Genomic DNA, 25,753 nt, shown 5'->3' with positions numbered 1-25,753 from the left:
GGCAACGCACGGGTGTCTGCGCGCTCGCGGGACTGGCAGGTCGGGGCGAGCTTGCGGGGGGACGCCGTAAACCCATCCTTGGGGACTTGGTCGCCGCATCCATGCGGCTCACGCCCCCGCACGCCCGCCCCGACCCGCCTTCGACAGTGATCAGGCGGCCACGGAAAAAGACAGTGCGCATGACGGCGGTTGCTCTCCCGTGGCCTCCTGCACACCGTCTGGGGCCGGCGGGGATGGGGGTGCGGGACCGTAGAAAACATGGATGTTTTCTACGAGCCCCCATGGGTGAAGGCGCATTGCTCGCGAGGCACTGCCTCGCATGCGACTGAACGCCCAGCCACCAGCGGCTGGGCCGGACCGCGGAGCGGGGTTCACGGCGTGTCCCGTACTCCAACCCCCGCCGGCCCAGCTCGGGCATTCCCAGGCCACGGCTGTCGGTTTGGCGTGGTGGTGAGGCAGCCGGGCAGAGCCCGGCTCTACGGATACGGTCCAGCCGGGCAGAGCCCGGCTCTACGGATACGGTCCAGCCGGGCAGAGCCCGGCTCTACGGATACGTTCCAGCCGGGCAGAGCCCGGCTCTACGAGCGGGTGCCCGCCGCGCGTTTAGCGCCCAGCACGCTGCGTGCACCCATCCGCGATAAACTGCGTTTTTCCCCCTGCAGGACCGCACCCGGATGAGCTCACGCCACACCCTTTCCGTCGCCCTGATCCAGGAGCGCAACCACGGTGACGCCGCCGCCAATCTGGCCGTGATCGAAACGCGCGTGGCGGAAGCGGCCGCCCAGGGTGCCAAGCTCATCCTGCTGCAGGAACTGCACAACGGCGCGTACTTCTGCCAGCACGAATCGGTGGACGAATTCGACCTGGCCGAGCCCATCCCCGGCCCCAGCACCGAACGCCTGGGCGCACTCGCCAAAAAACACGGGGTCGTCATCGTCGGCTCCCTGTTCGAACGCCGTGCCGCCGGCCTGTATCACAACACCGCCGTCGTCTTCGAAAAGGACGGCACCCTGCTGGGCAAGTATCGCAAGATGCACATCCCGGACGATCCGGGCTTCTACGAAAAGTTCTACTTCACCCCCGGCGACCTTGGCTTCACCCCGATCGACACCTCCGTCGGCCGCCTGGGCGTACTCGTGTGCTGGGACCAGTGGTACCCGGAAGCCGCCCGCCTCATGGCGCTGGCCGGTGCCGAACTGCTGCTCTACCCCACCGCCATCGGCTGGGACCCGGACGACCAGCAGGACGAACAGGGCCGCCAGCGCGACGCCTGGGTGCTTAGCCACCGCGGCCATGCCGTGGCCAACGGCGTACCCGTCCTGAGCTGCAACCGCGTCGGCCATGAAGCCTCGCCGCTGGGCGCCTCGGGCATCCAGTTCTGGGGCAACAGCCACGTGCTCGGCCCGCAGGGCGAGTTCATCGCCGAAGCCGGCGGAGAGCCCACCGTGCTGCTGTGCGACGTCGACCTGCAGCGCAGCGAGCACGTGCGCCGCATCTGGCCGTTCCTGCGTGATCGCCGCATCGACGCATACGGCGACCTGCTCAAGCGCTACATCGACTGACCCCCAGGACCCCCACTCCGTGACCGTGCAGCTGCGCGACGCCCGCGACACCGACATCGATGCCATCACCGCGATCTACGCGGTGGAGGTCACCGACCTGGTCAACACCTACGAGTACGACGTGCCCGACGCGGCGGAAATGCAGCGGCGCATGCACGACATCGTGGGCCGTGGCTTCCCGTACATCGTGGCCGAGGTCGATGGCCAGGTGGCCGGGTATGCCTACGCCAACACCTACCGCGGGCGCATCGCCTACCAGTGGACCGTGGAAAACTCGGTCTACGTCGATGCCGCCTTTCAGGGCCGTGGCGTCGGCACCGCGCTGATGCAGGGCCTGATCGACGCCTGCGTCGCACGCGGGTACCGGCAGATGGTGGCGGTGATCGGCGAGCCGACCAACACTGCGTCGATCAAACTGCACGAGCGCTTCGGTTTCCACACCGTGGGCATTTTCCGCGGCCTCGGCCGCAAGCATGGCCGCTGGCTGGACACCGTCCAGATGCAGCGCGCGCTCGGCGATGGTGCCGACAGCGCCCCTTCGAATGAATGAAATGACTGAACCCCAACTCGATGACACCGGCGACACGTTGTTCGCCGGCCAGCCCGTGCGCGTGGTCGAACGCGACGGCGTGCGCTACACCCTGCTCGGCACCGCGCACGTGTCCCAGGCCAGCGTGGAAGCGGTGGAACGGGCGATCGGCAGTGGCCGCTTCGATGCCGTCGCCGTGGAACTGGACGCGCAGCGCCTGCAGGCCCTGACCAATCCCGACGCCCTGGCCAAGCTGGATCTGGTCGAGGTGATCCGCAAGGGCCGCGTGGCGCTGTTCGCCGCCAACCTGGCGCTGGCCGCCTACCAGCGCCGCCTCGCCGAGCAGCTCGGGATCGAGCCGGGCGCCGAACTCAAGCGTGCGGTGACCCTGGCCAACGAACACAACCTGCCGGTGCACCTGATCGACCGCGAAGTGGGCCTGACCTTCAAACGCGCCTCGCAGCGGCTGGGGTTCTTCGGCCGGATCAAGCTGGTGATGGGCCTGGGTGCCGGCCTGTTCGCGTCCGACGAGGTCGGCGAGGACGAGATCGAAAAGCTCAAGCAGGGCGACATGCTGGAAGCCAGCTTCGGCGAGTTCGCCAGCGAAAGCCCTGCGCTGTATGAAACCATCATCGGCGAGCGCGACCGCTACATGGCCACGCGCCTGCGCGAAGTGCACGACCCGGCCCAGCGCGAGGTGCTGGCGGTGGTCGGCGCCGGGCATCTGGCCGGCCTTGCCAAGTACCTGGAAACCGATACCGACGCCCCCGCCCCGCTGCGCGAGTCGCTGGAAGCGGTGCCGAAGAAGCGCAATATTCCGTGGATCACCCTGATCATCCTGGCCGTGGTCCTGGCCGGGATCGCAGTGGGCTTCTACCGGGGTGGCCTGGGCATGGGCGGCGAGCTGCTGCTGACCTGGGCGATGTACACCGGCGGCCTGGCGGGCCTGGGCTGCCTGCTGGCGGGCAGCCATCCGCTGAGCATCCTGACCGCGATCGTGGTCGCGCCGTTCAAGCCGTTCCGGTTGAGCATTCCGACCGGCGCGTTCGCCGCGCTGGTGGAAACGCGCCTGCGCAAGCCGGCGTATGAGGATTTCCTCAAGCTGCGCGACGACGCGCAGAGCGTGAAGGGCTGGTACCGCAACCGGGTGACCCGGGTGGTGCTGACCTTCATGCTGACCAACCTGGGCAGCATGCTGGGGTTGTGGCTGACCGGGCTGCAGGTGTGGGGCAAGGTGGCGGGGTAAGCGCTGCGCGCGCCTGCACAATCAAGAGGCCACGCACTGCGTGGCCTTTTTTGTTGTCGGACCGGGTGTTGGGGTGTCGACCGTTGGTCGGCTGCCGTTCGTTCGCGTACCGGCCAACGGCCGGTACCTACGCATTCCGTGGAGCCGGCCAGCGGCCGGCACTACCGGATCCGGGCAACGGCCGGTACCTACGCATCGCGGGTGAACGCGGATGCACGCGGATACCTCGGTAGAGCCGACCGTTGGTCGGCTGCCGTTCGTGTGCATACCGGCCAACCGCCGGTACCTACGCATTCCGTGGAGCCGGCCAGCGGCCGGCACTACCGGATCCGGGCAACGGCCGGTACCTACGCATCGCGGGCGAACGCGGATGCACGCGGATACCTCGGTAGAGCCGACCGTTGGTCGGCTGCGGTTCGTTCGTGTACCGGCCAACGGCCGGTACCTACGCAGTCCCTGGAGCCGGCCAGCGGCCGGCACTACCGGATCCGGCCAACGGCCGGTACCTATGCATTCCTTGGAGCCGACCAACGGTCGGCTCTACCGGGTTCTGTGCGTTACGCGGGCGTTGTTGCTTCGCCCTTGGCCGGGAGGCCGCGGGCGCGGCGGATGATGCGCGATACCGCGCTGCTCATGTCGTCGAGCATGGCGTAGATGGTCGGCAGGAACAGCAGGCTGACCACGGTGGAGAACGCCAGGCCGCCGGCGATGGCGCGGGCCATCGGGTAGTACGGCGGGCCGTCGCCGAGCAGCTGGGTGTCGGTCAGCGAGATCGGCACCATCGCCAGGATGGCCGTGCCCATGGTCATCATGATCGGGCGCAGGCGCTCGCGGGAGCCCTCCACCAGCGCCTGGGTGCGGCCCATGCCGCGCCGACGCAGGTTGTTGATGTGCTCGATCATCACGATGCCGTTGTTCACCACCACGCCCATCAGCACCAGGATGCCGATGAAGGACATGATCCCGAACGACGTGCCGGTGATCCAGAACAGCCAGAACACGCCGAAGATCGAGAACAGCACGCCGCTCATGATCGCCGCCGGGAACAGCAGCGATTCGAACACCGCGGCCATCACCACGTAGATCATCACCAGCGCGATGATCAGGTTGAACAGCATCTGCTGCATGGCCTCGTTGTCGTCACCGTAGTCACCTCCATCGAAGGTGAAGGTGTAGCCGGCCGGGAAGCTCATCGGCGTGAGGGTTTCCTCCATCGCCTTGCGGGCTTCGGGCGCGGTGACCTTCTCGGCCAGGTTGGCCTTGATGGTCAGCGTGGTCTGCCGATTGGTGCGGCCGACCTGCGTGGCCGACGGCTTGATCGAGACATCGACCAGGCTCAGCAGCGGCACCGAGCGACCGTCGCCGGTGCGCACGGTGAAGCTGGCCAGGTCTTCCGGGCTGCTCTGCTCGGCCCCGGCGAAACGCACCCAGACCGGCACTTCACTGTCACCGCGGCGGAACTCGCGCATCGGCGCGCCACGCAGGGCCAGGCCGACGAAACTGGCCACCTGTTCGGCATTGAAGCCGAACGCGGCCGCCCGCTCCCGGTCGACGTGGATGGACAGCTCGCTGCCCTTCTCGCCGTTGTCGATGCGCACGTCGCGCAGTTCCTTGCGCCGCGCCAGCAGCGGTACCACGTCCTCGCCGATCTCCTGCAGCATCTTGGTCGAGTCGCCCACCAGCTGCACCTGCACCGACTGGTTCCCACCGCCACCGCCGCCATCGCCGCCCTGGTTGCCCACGATGTAATCGGTGCGCGCCGAACGCGGCAGGCCCTTGCGCAGTGCCTCCTGCACGGCGGGCAGGTTGTCGGCGTGCTTCTCGTCGAGGGTCACGGTGGTGCTGCTGCCTTCCTGCTCGCTGTACCAGGAATAGACCTGGGTGATGTGCAGCTTTTCGCGGTTCTCGTCCAGGTAGCGTTCGACGCGGGCGACCTCCTCGGACATCTGGCTGTAGGTGTAGGCGCCCTTCCAGTTGTAGCCGATGAAGATGTCCTTGCCGCCTTCGCCGCCGAACATGTCGATCTTGGTCAGCTTCATCGGCACCAGGCTGATCAGCACCACCATGAGGATGCCGAACACACTCCAGCCGCGGTGTTCCAGCGTCCACTGCAGCACCTTGGCGTAGCGACGCTGCAGGCGGGCGATCACGCCGGTTTCCGAATGCACCAGCTTGGGGGTCTGCATGCGGGCGGACAGCATCGGGATCAGGCTGACCGCGACCAGCCACGAGGCCAGCAGCGACACCGAGATGGTGATCGCGATCTGCGCCATGAAGATGCTGATGTTGTTGGTTTCGCCGAACAGGTTGGGCACGAACACGATGCAGTGGCACAGGGTGCCGGCGCTCAGCGCGATGGCCACGTTGCGGGTGCCGATGATCGAGGCCAGCCGCGGCTGGTCCGGCATGCGCTCGCGTTCCTGGTAGATGCTCTCCACCACCACCACCGCGTTGTCCACCAGCATGCCGACCGCCAGCAGCAGGCCCATCATGGTCAGGATGTTGAGGGTGACCCCGGCGAAGTACATGAAGCCCAGCGTGATCACGAAACAGATCGGGATGGCCAGCGTCACCATCAGCGTGGACGGCCAATGGCGCAGGAAGAAGAACAGCACCGTCACCGACAGCAGCAGGCCGACCGCGCCGGCCTCGGCCAGTTCCAGCAGCGAGGAGGTCACGGTCTTGCCCTGGTTGTTGATGACCTTGATCTGCACGTCGCGCATCGACGGCTGGGTGCGGATCGCCTCCACCTCCGCCAACGCGGCGCGCGACACTTCCACCAGGTTGGCGCTGCGTTCCTTGTAGATGTCCAGGCCCACGGCGGGATTGCCGTCCAGGCGGCGACCGTAGTTCATGCGGGTGGGCTTGAGCCGGATCTCGGCGATGTCGCCCAGGCGCAGGCCCTTGGTGTCGATCACCAAGTCGCGCAGCTCCTGCAGGTCGGTGATTTCACCCACCGGCTGGATCCGCACGCGCTGGCCGTTGTCGTCGATCTGCCCGGCCGAGATCGAGAAATTCAGCGTGCGCAGGCGGTCGCTGAGCTCGTTGATGCTCAGGTTGTGCGCGGTGAGCCGGTCCGGGCTGATCGCGATTTCCACCTCGTTCGGCGGTGCGCCGGAGATGTTGACCCGGGCCACGCCGGGGATGCGTTCGATGCGCCGCTTGAACTCACGGTCGAGCATGTCGTACGCGCCGGTCAGGTCGGTGCTGCTGGCCAGCCGCACCTTCAACACCGGTTCGTCGCTGCTGGACCACTTGAACACGTTGTAGCGCTGCAGGTCGTCGGGCAGGTCGCTGCGGATCGCATCGATGCGCTCACGCGCATCGGAGGCGGCGATGGCGATGTCGCGATCCCAGTCGGTGAACTCGATGAAGATGCTGGCGCCTTCGGAGGTGGCCGAGGAGCGCATGCGCTTGATCCCGGTCATGGTGGCCAGCGCTTCTTCGGTGGGGCGGATGATGTTGCGCTCCACCTCCTCGGGGGTGGAGCCGGTGTAGGGCACCTGCACGAACAGGAACGGCGCGGAGATGTCCGGCAGCGCTTCCAGCGGCAGCCGGAACGAGGCGATCAGGCCCACCACCACCAGCGACACGAAACACATGATGGTGGTGATGGGGCGGCGGATGGAGAACTCGGCGATGCTCATGCCGGCTCCTGCGCAGCGCCGCTGCCGGCGGGCTCCACGTGGCCGGCGTGCTTGCGGCCGCGCTCGCGGTAGTAGGCATCACCGCGGCGGTCGAGCAGGTCGTACACCACCGGAATGACCAGCAGGGTGAGCAGCGTGGACACCAGCAGGCCACCGATCACGGTGATGGCCATCGGCGCGCGCACTTCGGCACCCTCGCCCATGGCCACCGCCAGCGGCAGGAAGCCGAACAGCGTGCACAGGGTGGTCATGATGATCGGACGCAGGCGCGAGCGGGCGCCTTCCACCAGTGCCTCCTGCTTGGGCACGCCGGCTTCGCGCAGCTGGTTGACCTTGTCGATCAGGATGATCGCGTTCTTGGTCACCAAGCCCACCAGCAGGATCAGGCCGATGAACACCACCACCGAGATCGGCTTGCCGGTGAGCATCAGCGCCAGGATCGCCCCGACCAGCGCCAGCGGAATGGTGAACAGGATGACGAACGGGTGCAGCAAGGACTCGAACTGCGAGGCCATCACCAGGTACACCAGGAAGATCGCCAGGCCGAACGCGAAGATCAGCGAGCGCGCGGATTCCGCCAGTTCCTCACCCTGCCCGCCGATGTGCATGCCTACACCGGCGCCCAGCGGCTCCTTTGCCACCATGTCGTGCACCTCGCGCACTGCGCCGCCCAGGTCGATGTCGCGCAGGTTGGCCGAGACCACCGCCACGCGGGTCTGGTCGGCGCGATGGATCTCGCTAGGCCCGTTGGTGGCGACCACTTCGGCCACCGCATCCAGCGTGACCGGACGGCTGCTGCCCGGGTTGACGATCAGGCGGCGGATGCTCTCCACGCTGGCGCGGTCGCCTTCCTGCGCGCGCACCAGCACGTCGATCTTGCGGTCGCGGAAGCTGTAGCGGGTGGCCACGTCGCCGCGCACCTTCTTCACCACCACGTCGGCGATCTGCCGGGTGGTCAGGCCCAGCGCACCGGCGCGTTCCTGGTCGAAGCGGATCTGGATCTCCGGGAAGCCCTCTTCCACCGTGGATTTGACGTCGGCGTAGTGCGGGTTGTTGCGCAGCATCGCAGCGAGCGCCTGCCCGGCGCGCTCCAGCGTGGCCATGTCCTGGCCGCGCAGCTCCACTTCCAGCGGCGTGGAGAAGCTGAACAGCGCCGGCCGTGCGAAGTCGACCTGCACGCCGGGGTGCTGCTGCATCGAATCGCGCAGGCGCTCGGTGATGGCCGCTTCGGTGCGCGCATCGCCGCCACCGGCCATCACCACGGTCAACTTGCCGATGTTCTCGCCGCTTTCGGTCGGGCTCGCATCCAGCCGCGTGCCGCTGCCGCTGACGCCATACAGCGAGGCGATCTGGTCATCCTTGGCATGGGCCAGCTGCAGTTCGCGGACCAGCGCATCGGTCTGCTTCAGCGGCGTGCCGGCCGGCAGCTTGGCGGTCATTTCAAAGCGGTCCTGGGCCAGCTGCGGGATCAGGTCGGCACCCAGCATCGGTACCAGCGCCATGGTGGCCACAAAGGCCAGCGCGGCACAGCCCAGCACCTTGCCCGGATGATGCAGCGCGCCGGGCAGCAGCTTGAGATAGCCGCGTTCGGCGCCCGCATAGGGCTTCATCGCCACGTCGCTGGCCTTGCGCATCACCGGCCCGACCACGGCCACCACACCGCGCCACACGCGGATGATCGCCCAGGCCACGCCGAAGCAGGCCCAGCGGACCAGCGCACCGATACCGCGGCGGCCACTGGCCACCGGCTTGAGCCAGCGCTTTTCGGGCTGCCATGCCGCGTGCGCCGCTTCTTCCGGGAACGCCAGCGGCGGACGGCCCTTGAGCGAGCTCAGCATCGGAATCAGGGTCATCGACACCAGCAGCGAAATCGCAATGGCGATCGCCACGGTCAGCGCCTGGTCGCGGAACAGCTGCCCGGCGATGCCATCGACGAACACCAGCGGCAGGAACACCGCAATGGTGGTCAGGGTCGAGGCGACCACCGCCATGCTCACTTCGCGGGTACCGGCAATGGCCGCCTGCAGGATGCCCAGGCCGCGCTCGCGCGCCTTGGCGATGCTCTCCAGCACCACGATCGAATCGTCCACCACCAGGCCGGTGGCCAACGCCAGGCCGCCCAGCGACATCACGTTGAGGCTCAGGCCCATCTGGCCCATGAAGAAGAACGTGGTGATGATCGAGACCGGCAGCGACAGGCTGATCACGAACGTGCTCCAGCCATCGCGCAGGAACAGGAAGATGATCAGGATGGCCAGCAGGCCGCCGATCACCGCGTCTTTCTTGACGTCGCTGATGGCGTGTTCGATGAAGCGCGACTGGTCTTCGATGGTGGTCAGCTGGGCGTCGCCGGGAATCTGCGCCTTGATCTGCTCCAGCTTCGCGCGCAGCGCCTCGGCGGTGGCCACGGTATTGGCGTCGCCTTCCTTGTAGATCGCCAGTTCCACCGCTTCCTTGCCGCCCAGGCGGATGATCGCCTCGCGTTCCTTGTAGCCCTGGCGCACGCTGGCCACGTCCTTCAGCCGCACCGGCACGCCATTGGCGATGGTCGAGGAACTGCTGCTGGACGCACTCTGCGCGGCCGACGCGGCGGCCACGGCCGCATCGGAGCCGGTCGAGGCGGCAATGGCGAACATCTGCTGCATGGCCGCGTCGGCGGCGTTGCCATTGCTTCCCTGCGTGGTCACCAGCAGGTTGCGGATGTCCTCCAGGTCGGCGAACTGGTTGACGGTACGCACCAGGAAGCGCTGCGAGCCTTCCTCCAGGCGACCGCCGGAGATGTTGATGTTCTCTTCCTTGAGCCGCTTGATCACGTTGTCGATCGGCAGGTTGAGCTGGGCCAGCTTCTGCTGGTCGATGTCGACCTGGATCTCGTCTTCCAGGCCGCCGCCCACCTTGACCGCAGCCACGCCGGCCACCGGTTCGAGCTTCTTCTTCAGGTCTTCATCGGCATAGCGGCGCAGCTCGGTGAGCTGGCGGACCGCATCGGCATCGGTGGCGGCGTCGGCCTTGGCCGAGATCACCAGGCGCATGATCGGTTCGGTGGACGGATTGAAGCGCAGCAGCACCGGGGCCTTGGCCTCCAGCGGCAGGTTCAGCGCTTCCATCTTGTCGCGCACCTCCAGGCTGGCCTGGTCCATGTTGGTGCCCCAGGCGAATTCGAGCACCACATCGCTCTGCCCGGTACGCGAGACCGACTTGAGCTTGCGCAGGTTCTTGACCACGCCCACGGCCTCTTCGACCGGTTCGCTGATCAGGGTTTCAATTTCGGTGGGGGCCGCGCCGGTGTATTCGGTGCGCACGGTCAGGGTGGGATAGCTCAGGTCGGGCAGCAGGTTGACCTTGAGGTTGCCCAGCGCGATGACGCCGAAGAGCATCAGCGTCACCGTGCACATGGCGATGGTGACGCGGCGGCGGGTGGCGAATTCCACCAGCCCCCCGCCCTGTGCACCCGGGCGGTCGCCGTGGTGCGGATCGTTGCCGTGGTCGTTGCCGGCCGAAGTCATTGACGGCTCTCCGCCTTCTTCGCCGGTTGCGCCGATGCGGTGGCGGTGGCCGGCTTGGCGCCGATCACCTGCACCGCCGTGCCGTCACGCAGGGCCACCTTGCCGGCGGTCACCACCTGGTCGCCTTCGGCCAGGCCCTCGCGGATTTCCACCCACGGGCCTTCGGCATAGCCCAGCTTCACCGGCACCCGCGCCACCTTGCCGGCGCGCACCCGGAACACCGCCGGTGCGCCATCGTCGAGCAGCGCCAGGCGCGGCACCACCAGCGCGTCGGCGCGCTGGTCGTAGTCGATGCGGATGCGGCCGAACATGCCCGGCTGCAGGCCCTGCGCGTCTTCACCGAAGCCACTGACCACGCGGAAGGTGCCGCTGCCCGCGTCGACCACCGGCGAGATGCGGTCGACCACGCCGGGGAACGACTTGCCCGGCAACGCATCGGCCACCAGCGTCACTGGCTGGCCGGCGCGGAGCGTGGCCAGTTCGCGTTCGGGCACGTTGAGGGTGGCCTCCAGGCGCGAGTTGTCGATGATGCGGAAGATCGGCGTGTTGATCTGCACGAAGTTGCCGGTCTTGATCGAACGCGAGGCGATCACGCCGGAGATCGGTGCGACCACGGTGGTGTAGGACAGTTCCAGCGTGGCCAGGCGGTACTGCGCCCGGGCGTTTTCCACGTCGTACTTGATCTGGTCCACATCGGCGGCGCTGACCATCTGCTGGCCGATCAGTTTCTGCGCCCGCTGGTAGTTGTTCTCCAGCTTGCGCATCACCGCTTCGCTCTGCGCCACGGCCAGGCGGGCGCGGTCCGGGTCCAGCCGCACCAGCGGCTGCCCGGCACGCACGGCCTGGCCCTCTTCAACCAGCACCGCCAAGGCCACGCCGGACGTCTTGGCCACCACCTGCGATTCGGCGCGCGCTTCCAGCGCGGCGGTGCCGGTGTAGCTGGCGGCAACGGCGCGACGGCTGGCGGCGACCGCCTCCACCGGCACGGCGTCGACGGCTTTTTCAGCCTTGGGATCTTTTTCCGCGGCTTGCGCATCGGCGCTGCCGGCGCCGGCGCCGCAGCCGCTGAGCAGCAGCGAGGTGGTGATCAGCAGTGCAGCGGCGCAGGTTCCGGTGCGGCCGTGCAGGAAGGAATTTCGCGACATCGTCGTGTCCCTGAGGGATGCGTGGGCAGGTGTGGTAGCAAAGTAATTCACCACGTCACGATCACACCATATCCCAAAGGTCATGGTGACCTGCGGCAACGCCCGTGCCCACCCCGGTTTCAGCTAGATGAAAACGCAGGCTATACTCGGGCCAGTTCCGTACCCCACGCCGGAACGACCAGACCCGTACACCGGAAAGGACATCATGCGCCCGCAGCCGCTCGCCGCTTGTCTTCTGGCCGTCCTCCTGCCCCTCGGGGCCGCCGCACAGGCCGCAACTGCTCCAGCAGTACCCGCCGCACCTGCCGTACCCGCCCCTGCCGCCGCCCCGCCCGCCCCCGCCGCTCCGGCTGGGCTGACGGGCAGTTTCGACAATGGTCGGGTCCTGGCCTACACCTGCCAGGGGTGCCACGGCATCACCGGCTACAAGAACGCCTACCCCAGCTACCGGGTGCCCAAGATTGGTGGGCAGACCCAGCAGTACCTCAGCCAGGCGCTGAGCGAGTACCGCCAGGGCAAGCGCAAGCATCCGACGATGCAGGCGCAGTCCATGAGTTTCAGCGAACAGGAGATCGCCGATCTCGCTGTTTACCTGTCCACCGTCAAGTAAGCACCGCCCATGACGAAAGCCGCGCCCTTCAAGCGTTATGCCATCGCCCTGTCCGTTGCCCTGCTGCTGGCTGCGTGTTCGCAGTCGCAGGTGGAAAACAGCGCAGATTCCGCCGCCGACCCGGGCCACGCCAGTGGCGAGCACGGGTCCGGCTCATCGGCCGGTCTACCCACCGGACGCATCGCCGCCGGCGAGGCCCGTGCCCAGGTCAAGGGCAAGGCCACCGGCCAGAGCTGCATCGACTGCCACGGCGCCGACGGCAACAAGCCGATCGACGCGACCTACCCGAAGCTGGGTGGGCAGTACGGTGACTACCTGGCCCACGCATTGCAGGCCTACCGCGCCGGCGACCGCCAGCACGCATTGATGACGCCGCAGGCGACCGACCTGAGCGATCAGGACATCGCCGACCTGGCCGCGTACTTCGGCTCACGGCCCACGCAATTGCGGGACCTGCACGGGTTGAAGTGACCCCGGTAGAGCCGACCGTTGGTCGGCTGTCTCCATCCGGGGCCATGACCCCCACCGGGTAGAGCCGACCGTTGGTCGGCTGCCCTCCGTCCGGGGCGATGAACGCCCGACACAAGCCGGGCAGAGCCCGGCTCTACGGGCGCGTTACGCGTCCAGTTCTTCCCAGCGCGCGTATGCCGCATCCAGCTCGGCCTGCACCTTGGCAAGCTTCGCGTTGTGGGCGGCCATGTCTGGCGCGCTGCGCTGGTAGAACGCCGGGTCGTTCATCGCGGCGGTGAGGCCTTCGACGTCCTTCTCCAGGGTTTCGATCTTCAGCGGCAGCTGTTCCAGTTCGCGCGCGTCCTTGTAGCTGAGCTTGCGCTTGGCAGCGGCCGGCTCGGCCGGTGCTGCCGCAACCGGGGCGGCCGGCTTGCCCGCCCCCACCGGTGCCGCGGCAGCTGCCGCCACGCGCTCGGCCTGGCGCTGCCAGTCGCTGTAGCCACCGATGTATTCGCCCACCACGCCGTCGCCTTCCATCACCATCGTGGAGGTCACCACGTTGTCGAGGAAGTCACGGTCATGGCTGACCAGCAGCAAGGTGCCGCTGTAATCGCTGAGCAGCTCTTCCAGCAGTTCCAGCGTTTCCACGTCCAGGTCGTTGGTCGGTTCGTCCATCACCAGCAGGTTGGACGGCTGCGCGAACAGCTTGGCCAGCAGCAGGCGGTTGCGCTCGCCACCGGACAGGCGGGTGATCGGCGCGCGGGCGCGCTCGGGCGAGAACAGGAAGTCCTGCAGGTAGGCGTGCACATGCTTGCGCTTGCCGTTGAACTCGATGAAGTCGCGGCCTTCGGCGACGTTCTCGATCGCGGTCCAGTCTTCGCGCAGCACCGCACGGTACTGGTCGAAATAGGCGATCTGCAGGTTGGTGCCGGCGCGGACTTCGCCGCTCTGCGGCTGCAGGTCGCCCAGCAACAGCTTCAGCAGCGTGGTCTTGCCGCTGCCGTTGGGGCCGATCAGGCCGATCCGGTCGCCGCGCAGGATGACGGTGCTGAAATCCTTGACCATCACGCGCTCGCCAAAGGCGAAGGAGATGTCCTTGACGTCGATGACCTTCTTGCCGGAGTTCTCCGCCTGCGCCGCTTCCATGCGCACGTTGCCGCCCAGTTCGCGGCGCTGCGACCGATCATTGCGCATCGCCTTGAGGCGACGCACACGGCCTTCATCGCGGGTGCGGCGGGCCTTGATGCCCTGGCGGATCCAGATTTCTTCCTGCGCCAGCAGCTTGTCAAAGCGCGCGTTTTCCTGCGCCTGCGCATTGAGTCGCTCTTCGCGGCGGCGTTCGTAGTTGGCCCAGTCGCCCGGCCAGCTGGTGACCTGGCCACGGTCGATCTCGACGATGCGGGTGGCCAGTGCACGCAGGAAGCGGCGGTCATGGGTGACGAACACCACGCTGCCGTTCCAGTTCTTGAGGAACATTTCGAGCCAGTCGATGGCTTCGATGTCCAGGTGGTTGGTCGGTTCGTCGAGCAGCAGCAGATCCGGCGAGGACACCAGCGCGCGGCCGAGCAGCACGCGGCGCTTCATGCCGCCGGACAGGCGCGCGAATTCGGCATCGCCATCCAGGTCAAGCTTGGTCAGGGTTTCGCTGACGCGCTGGTCCAGGCCCCAGCCGTTGGCGGCGTCGATCTTGGCCTGCACGGCCGACAGGGCATCGCCGTCGAATTCTTCAGCCATGCTCAGGTGATGGAACTCGGCCAGCCACTGGCCCAGCTCGCCCAGGCCATCGGCCACCACGTCGAACACGCTGCCGGCGGCACCGTGCGGGACTTCCTGTTCCAGGCGGGTGATGCGCACCCCCTGTTGCACGCGGACTTCTCCGTCGTCGGGCTTGTGGTCGCCGGACAGCAGCTTGAGCAGGGTCGATTTGCCGGCGCCGTTGCGGCCGATCAGGGCGATACGCTCGCCCGGTTCGATCGACAGTTCGGCTTTTTCCAGCAACAGGGGGCCGCCGACGCTGAAGTCGACGTTTTGCAGAGTAATCAGAGGCATCCGACCATTGTACGGTGTGGCGGTGCGCGGCGTCGCTCAACCGGATGCGAAAGCGTCCGCAGCCAGCCCCAGCAGGGCGCGCAACGGCGGCGGCACGTGCTTGCCGGGGTGGTGGACCACCCACAACTGGCGCGACAGCGGCGGCAGCGCGGCGTCCAGGATGCGCAGGCTGCCCAGCGCCACCAGGTCGGCCACCGCATGCCGCGACAGGCAGGCCACGCCCAGCCCCGCCGCGGCGGCCTGCTTGATGGCTTCGGTGCTGCCCAGCTGCATGGCGCGGGCGAAGTGGTGCAGGTGCGGCAGCAACGCCTGTTCCACCGCCTCGCGGGTACCCGAGCCGGGCTCACGCAGCAGCCAGCGCGCGGCAGACAATTCGGCAAGGTCGGGGCGGGCGCCCAGCGGGGACGCAGCGGCGGCCACGATCACCAGGGCGTCCTGCTGCCACGGCAGCACGTTCAGCCCGCTCTCGTGGCACGGGCCTTCGATGAGGCCCAGGTCGACCTCCAGCCGCTGCACCGCCGCGACCACCTCGGCGCTGTTGCCGATACGCAGGTCCACGTCCACGTTCGGCTGGTCGGCCAACAGGGCAGCGACCCGGGCGGGCAGCAGGTAGTTGCCGATGGTGGTGCTGGCCCCGATCCGCAGCTGCAGCGGTACCCCGGTGGCCGATGCCGGCCGCCCTGCCCCGGCCATCGCCTCCAGGTCCGTGGCCGCGGCCAACAGCCCGCGCGCCGGGTCCAGCAGGGCCCTGCCCTGCGCATTGAGGATCAAGCGGCGGCCGATGCGGTCGAACAGCGGCGACGGCAACCGCGCCTCCAGTTCGTTGAGCGCTGCACTGGTGGCCGACTGCGACAACGCCAGGCGCTCGCCGGCGGCGGCAGTGGTGCCGATGTCGGCGACGGCCACAAATACCTGCCATTGGCGAAGGCTGATGCGCATGGCTCCATTAACTCATAAACCCGGTTGAAATCACATAATCAATGCGTTTTACAGGTTTATCGCGCGGGCGCAGGCTGGAGGCCATCTGAAAGGAGCCGCACCGTGAACGCGTCCCGTCCCACGCTGTACCTGCCCACCCTCGCCCAGCGTTGGCGCGGGCGCCTGCCTGGCCTGCTGCTGGCGGGCGGCGTCGCGCTGGCGGCGATGGCGCTGGCCACCCTGCCCTGGCTGCAGGCGCACGGCATCAGCGCCCTCACCCTGGCCATCGTGCTTGGCATTGCGCTCGGCAACAGTGTGTACCCGCGCATGGCACCGCAGGCGGCGGCGGGCGTGGGCTTCTCCAAGCAGTGGCTGCTGCGCGCCGGCATCGTGCTGTACGGCCTGCGTCTGACCTTCCAGGACATCGGCCAGGTTGGCGTTGGCGGCGTGCTGATCGATGCGCTGGTGCTGACCAGCACCTTCGCGCTGGCCTGGTGGGCCGGCACGCGCTGGTTCGGCATCGACAGGGAGAGCGCCCTGCTGATCGGCGCCGGCAGCGCGATCTGCGGCGCGGCGGCGGTGATGGCCGCCGAACCGGTGGTGCGCGGGCGCGCGGAACAGGTCACCGTGGCGGTCTCCACCGTGGTGGTGTTCGGCACGCTGGCGATGTTCCTGTATCCGGCGCTGTACCAGCTCACCCTGGCGCATGGCGTGATGCCGATGAGCGAGCAGGCCTACGGTGTGTTCACCGGCTCCACCGTGCACGAAGTGGCGCAGGTGGTTGCGGCCGGACGCGCGGTCAGCGAAGGAGCGGCCGACACCGCAGTGATCGCCAAGATGGTGCGGGTGATGATGCTGGCCCCGTTCCTGGTGGCGCTGTCGTTGCTGCTGGCCCGCGGTGGCCGCGCCCAGGCCGGGGCGACGCGCGTGAAGATCGTGGTGCCGTGGTTTGCGTTCGGCTTCGTCGCGGTGGCCGGGTTCAATTCGCTGCACCTGCTGCCTGCCGCATGGGTCGCCCTCGCCATCGATGTGGACACGGTGCTGCTGGCCATGGCCATGGCGGCGCTTGGCTTGACCACACATGCGTCGGCGCTGCGCCAGGCCGGCATGAAGCCGCTGCTGCTGGCCCTGCTGCTGTTTGGCTGGTTGCTGGCCGGGGGCCTGGGCATCAACGTGGGCGTGCACGCGCTGCTGGGGTGAGCGCGTGCCGCATGCCACACTGGTGCGATGAAGCGTGAGCGCGTTCCCCCCGTCGATCGCCGTCGTCTGCACATCCCGTACCGTCAGGTGCTGGAGCGCTACGGGGCGATCGATGACGCCGAAGACGACCTGCTCGACCTGCTGCAGCGGGTGCTGGGCCCGGAGGTCGTGGTCCGCTGGGAGCAGGACGTCAGCCACCCCAATCCCTGGTTCCACACGCTGATTCTGGATGTCAGCGACGGCCCGGGCGAGTTCAGCCATGCCCAGCACACCGCGTTGATGGCGGGGCTGCGGGCGCTGGATCTGGCCTGAGCAGCGGCGGCACGCGCCCGACAGGCGGCCCAGCGGGTAGAATGCGCCATGAATGAATTCTCCGAACTGCCCCTGTCGGCCTCGCTGGCGGCGGGCATCGACGCGCTGGGCTATACCCAGATGACCCCCGTGCAGGCGCAGAGCCTGCCGGCGATCCTTGAGCGCCGCGACCTGATCGCCCAGGCGCCCACCGGCAGCGGTAAGACCGCCGCCTTCGGGCTGGGCCTGCTGCAGGCCCTGGACCCGTCGGTGATCCGCGCCCAGGCACTGGTGCTGTGCCCCACCCGCGAACTGGCCGATCAGGTGGGCAAGCAGATCCGCAAGCTCGCCACCGGCATCCCCAACCTGAAGCTGGTGGTGCTCACCGGCGGCATGCCGCTGGGCCCGCAGTTGGCCTCGCTGGAAGCACATGACCCCCACGTGGTGGTGGGCACGCCCGGCCGTATCCAGGAGCTGGGCCGCAAGCGCGTCCTGAAGCTGGGCGGGGTCACCACACTGGTGCTGGACGAGGCCGACCGCATGCTGGACATGGGCTTTGAAGAGCCCATCCGCGAGATCGCCGGGCGCACCAGCAAAGACCGCCAGACGCTGCTGTTCTCGGCCACCTATCCCGACGAGATCCGCGAGATCGCCCGCGTGCTGCTGCGCGATCCGGTGGAAGTGACCGTCCAGGGTGCCGACAACGCACCGGCGATTCGCCATCTGTTCTGCGAAGTGGACCTGGCCAGCAAGCAGAAGGCGCTGGCCGGTCTACTGCTGAAGTACACCCCGGAATCGACGGTGGTGTTCTGCAACACCCGCCGTGACGTGGACGACGTAGCCAATTCGCTGCAGCAGTTCGGCTTCTCGGCACTGCCGTTGCACGGCGAAATGGAACAACGCGACCGCGATGAAGTGCTGGTGCGCTTCGCCAACCGCAGCTGCAACGTGCTGGTGGCCAGCGACGTGGCCGCGCGCGGGCTGGACGTGCAGGACCTGGCGGCGGTGATCAACTACGAGTTGCCTACCGACATCGAAACCTATGAACACCGCGTGGGCCGTACCGGCCGCGCCGGTGCGTCGGGCCTGGCGGTGAGCCTGGTGACCGGCCGCGAGCGCAACCGTGCCGATGCGCTGGAAGCCGCGCAGGGCAAGCCGCTGGACTGGCAGAAGACGCCGCTGGCGACGGCCCGCCCCGCTGTGCTGCCGCAGGCGGCGATGGAAACCCTGCGCATCGATGGCGGCAAGACCGACAAGCTGCGCCCGGGCGACATCCTGGGGGCGTTGACCGGTGAAGCCGGGCTGTCGGCCAAGGTGATCGGCAAGATCGACATCTACGCCACGCGCTCGTACGTGGCGATCGCGCGCGAGCAGGTAGGCCGCGCGATCGACCGGCTGGAAGCAGGCAAGATCAAGGGCCGCCGCTTCCGCGTCCGCCGCATGTAACGGGTAGAGCCGACCGTTGGTCGGCTTGCGCACCACCCGGGTAGAGCCGACCGTTGGTCGGCTTGCGCACCACCCGGGTAGAGCCGACCGTTGGTCGGCTTACGCCATGTCGAGCAGCCGGGCAGAGCCCAGCTCTACGTGCCCCACCCCGTTGGTCGGCTTCGACCATGTCGAACAGCCGGGCACAGCCCGGCTCTACGCAGAGACCCGACGACGGTTCCGCCTCAATACACCAGGTTGGCCAGCAGCGGCACGTCGCCGTCCCAGCGCTCGCGCCCGCCCAGCCCGGCCAGTTCCACCAGCACCGCCGCGCCCACCACCTCCACCTGCAACTGGCGCGCCAGCGACAACGCCGCCAGCAACGTGCCGCCGGTGGCCAGTACATCATCGACCACCAGCACGCGCGCACCGGCCGGCAAGGCGTCGGCGTGCACTTCGATGGTATCGGTGCGGTACTCCAGCGTGTATTCCTGCTTCAGCGTGCGGCCCGGCAGCTTGCCCGGCTTGCGCACCGGCACGAAGCCGACGCCCAACACGCGCGCCATGGCCGCGCCCAGGATGAAGCCGCGCGATTCGATGCCCATCACCGCCTGCAGGTTCGCCGTGCGCCACGGCTGCACCATCGCGTCGATGGCCGCGGCGAAATCATCGCCATTGGCCAGCAGCGGCATGATGTCCTTGAACAGGATGCCCGGCTTGGGGAAATCGGCGATATCGCGCAGGCGGCCGGCCCAGGCGGGCGTGGCGGAAGACTCGGTCATGGGGCGGGCAACGAACGGGGTGGCATAGGGTAAACGCTTCGGCGCGGCACTGCCTGCGCGGCCGGGCTGCTGCGTTGCTGCGTTCCACAGGTGGCACCACGGGTTCACGCGTAAATCGCACAACGGTGCGATAATCGCCCTAACCGGTCGTTCACTCCCTTTCCGCGATAAGCAGCGAAGCATTCCCGCGCCCCTGTCGGGCAAGGCAATGCCGGGGTGTGATGGCCAACGGTCCCCGCCACGCATGGCGCGCGCGGGCCTGCCCGGTGCCGGTCGGTACCGGGTTTCCTGTAGAGGTTCATGCAACGTGGACGAGAACACGAAACCGTCGGCCCTGTGCCGCACCTTGGTGGTCCTGATTGGCATCGTGGTGATGCTGTTCGGCCTGGTTCTGCTGGTAGGCGGCGTGCGGCTGGCCCAGCTGGGCGGCAGCTGGTACTTCCTGCTGATGGGCGCCGCCTCGCTGGTGGCCGGCGGGCTGCTGGCCCTGCGTCGCCCGCTGGGCGCGCTGCTGTATGGCGTGGCGTTCGTCGCCACCGTGGCCTGGGCGCTGGCCGATGCCGGGCTGGAATTCTGGCCGCTGGTGTCGCGGCTGGTGATGCCCGCCGTGCTGGCGACGCTGGTCGCACTGACCTGGCCGGTGCTCCGGCGCAGCCGTGGCCAGCGCCCCGGGCGCGCGGCCTACGGCGTGGCCGCGCTGCTGCTGGTGGGCCTGCTGGGTACCGCAGTGTCGGCGTTCCAGCCGCGCCCGGTGGTCACCGCGAAGGGCGCGGCCCCGGCCGTGGTGCCGGTGGCCAAGGGTAGCGAGCAGCGCGACTGGCAGCACTGGGGCAACACCACGGCCGGCACCCGTTTTGCCGCGCTGGACCAGATCACCCCGGCCAACATCACCCAGCTCCAGGTCGCCTGGACCGCGCATACCGGCGACGTGCCGCAGAGCGATGGCTTCGGCGCCGAAGACCAGAACACCCCGCTGCAGATCGGGGACACGCTGTACCTGTGCACGCCGCACAACCAGGTGGTGGCGCTGGACGTGGACAGCGGCAAACAGCGCTGGGCGTTCGACCCCAAGGCGAGCGCGCCGAACTGGCAGCGCTGCCGTGGCCTGGGCTATTTCGACGCAGGCCAGCCGCTGGTCGGCGCGCCCACCGTCGCCGCCGCACCGAGCCCTGCCGTACCGGCTACCGTCGCCGCGGCACCGGCCCCGGCGCTGTGCGAGAAGCGCATTCTGATGACCTCGATCGACGCGCGCCTGTTCGCGCTGGATGCCACCACCGGCGCGCCCTGCCCGGACTTCGGCGAGGCCGGCGTGGTGGACCTCAAACGGGGCATGGGCGAGATCAAGCCCGGCTTCTACACGCTGACCGCCGCGCCCCTGGTGGCCGGTGAACTGGTGATCGTGGGCGGCCGGGTGGCCGACAATATCGAGGTCAACGAACCGTCCGGCGTGGTGCGTGCCTACAACGTGCGCAGCGGCGCGCTGGCCTGGGTCTGGGACCTGTCCCGGGAAACCCCGGACGTGCCGCTGGATCCGTCCATCCACTACACCCGCGCCACCCCGAACGTGTGGACCTCGATGGCCTATGACCCGCAGCTGGGCCTGGTCTACCTGCCCACCGGCAACACCACGCCGGACCAGTGGGCCGGCGAGCGCACTCCGCAGGACGACAAGTACAGCTCGGCGGTGGTGGCACTGGATGTGGCCACCGGCAAGGAGCGCTGGGTCTACCAGACCGTGCACCACGACCTGTGGGATTACGACCTGCCTGCGCAGCCCACTCTGACCGACGTACCGGACGGCAAGGGCGGCACCCTGCCCGCGCTGCTGCAGATCACCAAGGCCGGCCAGGTATTCATGCTCAACCGCGCCACCGGCCAGCCGATCACCGAGGTGCGCGACATCGCGGCACCGCAGGGCAACGCCGCGGGCGAGCGCTATTCGCCCACCCAGCGCCTGTCGGTGGGGCTGCCGCAGATCGGTGCGCAGACGCTGACCGAATCGGACATGTGGGGCGCCACGCCGATCGACCAGATGCTGTGCCGCATCCAGTTCAAGGGCTTCCGCTACGACGGCATGTTCACCCCGCCGGGCGAGGACCTGGCCCTGCAATGGCCCGGCTCGCTGGGCGGCATGAACTGGGGCAGCGCGTCGGTGGATCCCACCACCGGCTACCTGTTCGTCAACGACATGCGCCTGGGCCTGTGGACCAAGCTCATTCCGCGCGCGGAAATGACCACCGGTGCGGGCGGCGTGGAAATGGGCGCGGCCTCGCAGACCGGCACACCGTATGGCTCGCTGCGGGATCGCTTCCTGTCCAAACTGGGCATCCCGTGCCAGAAGCCGCCGTTCGGCACGATGTCGGCGATCAACCTGGCCACCCACGAACTGGTCTGGCAGGTGCCGGTCGGTACGGTGAAAGACACCGGACCGATGGGCATCAAAATGCGCCTGCCGATTCCGATCGGCATGCCCACCCTGGGCGGCTCGCTGGCGACCCAGTCGGGCCTGCTGTTCTTCGCCGGCACCCAGGATTATTACCTGCGCGCCTATGACAGCCGCACAGGCAAGGAAGTATGGAAGGCGCGCATGCCGGTGGGCAGCCAGGGCACGCCGATCACCTATGTGTCGCCGAAAACCGGTCGCCAGTACGTGGTGATTTCCGCCGGCGGTGCACGCCAGTCGCCGGATCGTGGCGACTACGTGATCGCCTACGCGTTGCCGGCCAGGCGCTGAGCCCCGCGCGCCACGGTCTTCCCACCGTGGCGCGCAGCTTCGCTTCGTCGCGTGCAGCCCTTACCATGCACGATCACCGAGCACGAACCACCGCCATGTCTGCCGTACCTCCCAGCCGTCGCCCCAAGCGCGCCCCTGCCCCGCCGCAGGATCGCGGGCTCAGCCATGAGCTGATGCAGCTGATCCAGGACAACCAGGGCGATCCGGATTTCATGACCTCCCTCGGCCGCGGGCTGGTGGTGCTGAGCGTATTTTCGCAACACCCGCGCGAAGTGACCATGTCGCAGATCAGCACCGAAACCGGCATCTCGCGCGCGGCGGTGCGCCGTGTGTTGTACACACTGGAAAAGCTCGGCTACGTGGGCGAACAGGGCCGTGGCTTCGTGCTGCTGCCGCGCGTGCTGGGCATGGGCGGGGCCTATGTCGCGTCGTCGTCGATGACCGCGGCTGCGCAGCCGGTGCTGGACGCCCTGCGCGACGACGTGCACGAGTCATGCTCGCTGGGCGTGCTGGATGGCGATGACGTGCTGTACGTGGCCCGCGCTGAAACCGTGCGGATCATGTCGATCGGGCTGCGCGCCGGCAGCCGTCTGCCGGCGTACTGCACCTCGATGGGCCGCGTGCTGCTGGCCGCGTTGCCGCACGACACGCTGGAAAGCTACCTGGAACGCAATCCGCTGCGGCCGCGCACCGAGCGCACCGTGACGCGCATGGACGAATTCCTGGACACGCTGGACCGCGTGCGTCGCGACGGCGTGGCGCTGGTGGACCAGGAGCTGGAGATCGGGCTGCGCTCGATCGCCGTGCCGGTGCACGCGCGCAGTGGTGCGGTGGTGGGCGCACTGAACATTGGGACCCAGGCCGGGCGCGTCAGCCTGGGGGTGATGCAGTCGCAGCTGCTGCCGCGGCTGCGGGAAGCGGCGCAGCGGCTGGGTACGTTGCTGCATTGAGGCGGGGTGTTGGCCGGCGATATCCGGTTTCGTTCGCGTCGTTCGGGTTGCCGGCCAGCGGCCGGCACTACCGGTGCTGGGCTCACCGCGGTGGGTCGTTGGCTTGTTCTTCGAGGATCGGCTTGGCCAGGGCGAAGGCGTGGTTGGCGGCCGGCACGCCGCAGTAGATGGCGGCCTGCAACAGCACCTCTTTGATCTCGTCCGGGGTGACGCCGTTGTTGCGCGCGGCGCGGATGTGCAGCTTGAACTCTTCGTCGTGCCCCAGCGCCACCATCATCACGATGGTCAGCAGCGAGCGGGTGTGACGCGGCAGGCCGTCGCGGGTCCACACCGTGCCCCATGCGGTACGGGTGATGAAATCCTGGAATTCGTGGGTGAAGTCGGTGCGCGCCTGCAGCGAGCGCTCGACGTGGGCCTCGCCGAGTACGGCGCGGCGCACGGTCAGGCCGGCTTCGTAGCGTTCCTGTTCGTCCATTGGGGATGCCTCGTTTTGGATGGGATGTACCGACCAACGGTCGGTATCTAGGTCAGGTGGGCAGTGAGGGCGGCGGTGAATGCGTCGGCAGATTCGATGTTGCAGATGTGGCGGCCGGGCACCGTGACGGCGTGGCCGTGGGCGACCCCGCGTGCGATGGCGTGCAGGTCTGCGGGCGGGCAGACAGGGTCGTCGTCGCCGGCGATGGCCAGGGTCGGCACGCGGATCTGCGCCAGCGAGTCACGGAAGTCCGCGGTGGCCACGGCGTGGCAGCAGCCCACGTAGCCTGCAACGGTGGTGGCGACGAAGCGCTGCAGAATGTCCTCAACCCGCGCCGGTTCCGCTGCAGTGAAGGCCGGGGTGAACCAACGTTCGGCGGTGCCCTCGCGCAGCGGCACCAGTCCGTGCGCACGCACCTGCGCGATGCGCGCGTCCCAGCTCTCGGCCGTGCCGATCTTCGCGGCGGTAGCCGCCACCGTCAGGCTATGCAGGCGCGTGCCGGCATGCACGCCCAGCCACTGCCCGGTCAGGCCACCGATCGACAGCCCGCAGAAATGGCTGCGCGCTACCCTCAGGTGGTCCCACAGGGCCAGTACGTCCGCGCCCAGATCGGCCACGCCGTACAGGCCCGGCGGCGCGCTGGAGTGGCCATGCCCACGGCGGTCATAGCGCAGGATCCGGAACCGCTTCGACAAGGCCGCCACCTGCGGGTCCCACATGTGCAGGTCGGTGCCCAGCGAGTTGCAGAAGGTCAGCAACGGCGCATCGTCCGGCCCGTCAATGCGGTAATGCAGGCGATGCGTATCCAGCTCAAGAAATTGCATTGCAACACTCCAAATAGGGTTCAGCGCTGCGCCAGCACGCGGTTGATCCAGGTGTCGGCCATGCCGCGCCAGCTGTCGGGCGCGAACAACGCCGCCAGCTGCGTCGGCGACAGCTGCGCGCTCACCGTCGGCATGTCCTGCAGCACATCGCGCAGGTGACGTGACTGTGCCAGCGCCTGGCGCGCGGCCTGTTCCACCAGCGCATGCGCGGTGGCCTTGCCCAGCGTTTCAGCCAGCGTCACCGCCACCGCTTCGGCGTAAAGCAGCCCCCCGTGGCTGTCCAGGTGGTCGCGCATGCGCGCCCGGTCCAACTGCAGGCCCTGCACCACCACGGTCACCTGGGCCAGGCTGCCGGCGCACAGGCGCACGATCTCCGGCACGGTTTCCCACTCGGCATGCCACTGCCCGGCCGCGCGCTCATGCGGTTGCGGCATCGCCACGAACAAGGTGGACACCAGGCCCGGCACCCGCGTGGCCGAGGCAATGGCCGCCACGCAGCCCACCGGATTGCGCTTGTGCGGCATCGCCGACGACCCGCCCCTGCCCTCGCCGACCGGCTCGAATGCTTCGGCTACTTCGGACTGCATCAGCAGCACGATGTCGGTGGCGATCTTGCCCAGTGTGCCGGTGAGCAGCGCGAACGTGCTGCCGAGCTCGGCCACCCGGTCGCGGGCGGTATGCCACGGCAGCGCCGGCACCGGCAACTGCAGTTCGTCGCCCAGGGCCTGGGCCACGTCCAGGCCGCGCGCCTGCAGCGAGGCCAGGGTCCCGGCCGCACCGCCGAACTGCAGCACCAGCGTGTCGTCGTACAACGCCTGCAGGCGCCGTTGGCTGCGGTGCAATGCGTCGAGCCAACCGGCAGCCTTCAGCCCGAAGGTCACCGGCACCGCCTGTTGCAGCAGCGTGCGCCCGGGCAGGCCGGTATCGCGCTCGGCATCGGCCAGCACCGCCAGCGCGGTGCACAACACATGCAGCCGCTCCTGCACCAGGCCTACTGCCTCGCGCAGCTGCAGCACTGCGCCGGTATCGATGATGTCCTGGCTGGTGGCGCCCCAGTGCACCCAGCGCGCGGCGTCGGCATCGGCGTGGCGCACCTGCGCAGTCAGCGCCTTGACCAGCGGAATGGCGGGATTGCCCGCCAGCAACGTGGCCTGGCCCAGTGCGGGCACGGCATACAGGTCGGCCCGGCAGGCCGCTTCGATCGCGCCGAGCGCGGCCGGTGGAATCACCGCACAGCGCACCTGCGCACGTGCCAGCGCGGCTTCCACGTCGAGCATTGCCTGCAGACGTGCGGTGTCGGTGAACACTGCGTCCACCTCCGGCGCACCGAACAGGCCGCCAAGCAGCGAGGGGAAATCGCTCATCAAACGCCATCCAGTCAAAGGTGGACCCAGCTTACCCGCGCGCCGT

19 protein-coding genes are annotated in these 25,753 nt (G+C 68.3%); 10 read left to right on the top strand and 9 right to left on the bottom strand.

The features are described 5' to 3' along the window. Nucleotides 1-674: 674 nt before the first annotated feature. Genes GQ674_RS07365 through GQ674_RS07355 form a run of 3 tightly spaced genes read left to right on the top strand, consistent with a single transcriptional unit; the run spans nucleotide 675 to nucleotide 3,337 of the window. Nucleotides 675-1,562 carry a carbon-nitrogen hydrolase gene (locus GQ674_RS07365; protein ID WP_128096869.1) on the top strand — a complete coding sequence of 296 codons (888 nt, stop codon included), beginning with the start codon at nucleotides 675-677 and terminating at the stop codon, nucleotides 1,560-1,562. A 19-nt stretch (nucleotides 1,563-1,581) separates the two neighbouring features. Then, a complete protein-coding gene (locus tag GQ674_RS07360; RefSeq protein WP_128096870.1) occupies nucleotides 1,582-2,112 on the top strand; it encodes a GNAT family N-acetyltransferase in 531 nt (176 codons plus the stop codon). 1 nt (nucleotide 2,113) lies between these two features. Next, complete coding sequence (locus GQ674_RS07355; RefSeq protein ID WP_201290227.1) at nucleotides 2,114-3,337, top strand: TraB/GumN family protein; 1,224 nt, start codon at nucleotides 2,114-2,116, stop codon at nucleotides 3,335-3,337. Between the two features lie 557 nt (nucleotides 3,338-3,894). On the opposite strand, the gene GQ674_RS07350 is transcribed toward GQ674_RS07355, so the two are convergent. Genes GQ674_RS07350 through GQ674_RS07340 form a run of 3 tightly spaced genes read right to left on the bottom strand, consistent with a single transcriptional unit; the run spans nucleotide 3,895 to nucleotide 11,635 of the window. Then, nucleotides 3,895-6,984, bottom strand: a complete 3,090-nt coding sequence (locus tag GQ674_RS07350) for an efflux RND transporter permease subunit (protein ID WP_159496534.1) — start codon at nucleotides 6,982-6,984, stop codon at nucleotides 3,895-3,897. Next, complete coding sequence (locus GQ674_RS07345) at nucleotides 6,981-10,490, bottom strand: efflux RND transporter permease subunit (RefSeq protein WP_159496533.1); 3,510 nt, start codon at nucleotides 10,488-10,490, stop codon at nucleotides 6,981-6,983. The genes GQ674_RS07350 and GQ674_RS07345 overlap by 4 nt, the downstream gene beginning before the upstream one ends. Beyond that, nucleotides 10,487-11,635, bottom strand: a complete 1,149-nt coding sequence (locus tag GQ674_RS07340) for an efflux RND transporter periplasmic adaptor subunit (RefSeq protein ID WP_159496532.1) — start codon at nucleotides 11,633-11,635, stop codon at nucleotides 10,487-10,489. The genes GQ674_RS07345 and GQ674_RS07340 overlap by 4 nt, the downstream gene beginning before the upstream one ends. Before the next feature lie 205 nt (nucleotides 11,636-11,840). On the opposite strand from GQ674_RS07340, the gene GQ674_RS07335 reads away from it, so the two are divergent. Together GQ674_RS07335 and GQ674_RS07330 are read left to right on the top strand one after the other, a co-directional pair. Then, a complete protein-coding gene (locus GQ674_RS07335; RefSeq protein ID WP_159496531.1) occupies nucleotides 11,841-12,245 on the top strand; it encodes a c-type cytochrome in 405 nt (134 codons plus the stop codon). 9 nt (nucleotides 12,246-12,254) lie between these two features. Continuing rightward, complete coding sequence (locus GQ674_RS07330) at nucleotides 12,255-12,716, top strand: cytochrome c (RefSeq protein ID WP_128097390.1); 462 nt, start codon at nucleotides 12,255-12,257, stop codon at nucleotides 12,714-12,716. A 144-nt stretch (nucleotides 12,717-12,860) separates the two neighbouring features. Here GQ674_RS07330 and GQ674_RS07325 read toward each other — a convergent pair whose 3' ends face one another. Then, nucleotides 12,861-14,744, bottom strand: a complete 1,884-nt coding sequence (locus GQ674_RS07325; protein ID WP_159496530.1) for an ATP-binding cassette domain-containing protein — start codon at nucleotides 14,742-14,744, stop codon at nucleotides 12,861-12,863. A 36-nt stretch (nucleotides 14,745-14,780) separates the two neighbouring features. Beyond that, entirely contained in the window at nucleotides 14,781-15,683 is a 903-nt protein-coding gene (locus GQ674_RS07320) for a LysR family transcriptional regulator (protein ID WP_159496529.1), read from the bottom strand. Between the two features lie 102 nt (nucleotides 15,684-15,785). On the opposite strand from GQ674_RS07320, the gene GQ674_RS07315 reads away from it, so the two are divergent. From GQ674_RS07315 to dbpA, 3 genes are read left to right on the top strand one after another with little or no spacing between them, the layout of a single operon-like run. Continuing rightward, complete coding sequence (locus GQ674_RS07315; protein ID WP_159496528.1) at nucleotides 15,786-16,862, top strand: YeiH family protein; 1,077 nt, start codon at nucleotides 15,786-15,788, stop codon at nucleotides 16,860-16,862. Between the two features lie 27 nt (nucleotides 16,863-16,889). After that, nucleotides 16,890-17,174 carry a hypothetical protein gene (locus GQ674_RS07310; RefSeq protein ID WP_159496527.1) on the top strand — a complete coding sequence of 95 codons (285 nt, stop codon included), beginning with the start codon at nucleotides 16,890-16,892 and terminating at the stop codon, nucleotides 17,172-17,174. Nucleotides 17,175-17,222: 48 nt separating this feature from the next. Beyond that, complete coding sequence (dbpA, locus tag GQ674_RS07305; protein ID WP_128097387.1) at nucleotides 17,223-18,599, top strand: ATP-dependent RNA helicase DbpA; 1,377 nt, start codon at nucleotides 17,223-17,225, stop codon at nucleotides 18,597-18,599. A gap of 224 nt (nucleotides 18,600-18,823) precedes the next feature. On the opposite strand, the gene GQ674_RS07300 is transcribed toward dbpA, so the two are convergent. After that, nucleotides 18,824-19,360: an adenine phosphoribosyltransferase gene (locus GQ674_RS07300; protein WP_128097386.1), complete on the bottom strand. Its 537-nt coding sequence runs from the start codon at nucleotides 19,358-19,360 to the stop codon at nucleotides 18,824-18,826. Between the two features lie 307 nt (nucleotides 19,361-19,667). On the opposite strand from GQ674_RS07300, the gene GQ674_RS07295 reads away from it, so the two are divergent. Then, nucleotides 19,668-22,094, top strand: a complete 2,427-nt coding sequence (locus GQ674_RS07295) for a membrane-bound PQQ-dependent dehydrogenase, glucose/quinate/shikimate family (protein WP_159496526.1) — start codon at nucleotides 19,668-19,670, stop codon at nucleotides 22,092-22,094. A gap of 95 nt (nucleotides 22,095-22,189) precedes the next feature. After that, entirely contained in the window at nucleotides 22,190-23,044 is an 855-nt protein-coding gene (locus tag GQ674_RS07290; protein WP_159496525.1) for an IclR family transcriptional regulator C-terminal domain-containing protein, read from the top strand. Between the two features lie 82 nt (nucleotides 23,045-23,126). Here the strand turns inward: GQ674_RS07290 and pcaC are convergent, their stop codons facing one another. From pcaC to GQ674_RS07275, 3 genes are read right to left on the bottom strand one after another with little or no spacing between them, the layout of a single operon-like run. Further along, on the bottom strand, nucleotides 23,127-23,519 hold the full coding sequence (gene pcaC, locus GQ674_RS07285; protein WP_159496524.1) for a 4-carboxymuconolactone decarboxylase: 393 nt from the start codon (nucleotides 23,517-23,519) through the stop codon (nucleotides 23,127-23,129). 47 nt (nucleotides 23,520-23,566) lie between these two features. After that, the gene (pcaD, locus tag GQ674_RS07280) at nucleotides 23,567-24,343 is read right to left on the bottom strand and encodes a 3-oxoadipate enol-lactonase (protein WP_159496523.1); all 777 of its coding nucleotides are present in this window, start codon (nucleotides 24,341-24,343) and stop codon (nucleotides 23,567-23,569) included. A gap of 20 nt (nucleotides 24,344-24,363) precedes the next feature. Continuing rightward, nucleotides 24,364-25,707, bottom strand: a complete 1,344-nt coding sequence (locus tag GQ674_RS07275) for a 3-carboxy-cis,cis-muconate cycloisomerase (protein WP_159496522.1) — start codon at nucleotides 25,705-25,707, stop codon at nucleotides 24,364-24,366. Nucleotides 25,708-25,753: the final 46 nt, after the last annotated feature.

The sequence above is a fragment of the Stenotrophomonas sp. 364 genome (assembly GCF_009832905.1).
GTDB classification, from domain to species: domain Bacteria; phylum Pseudomonadota; class Gammaproteobacteria; order Xanthomonadales; family Xanthomonadaceae; genus Stenotrophomonas; species Stenotrophomonas maltophilia_AP.
The sequence above is the reverse complement of the archived record's forward strand: the minus strand, read 5'-3'. Positions and strand labels throughout refer to the sequence as shown.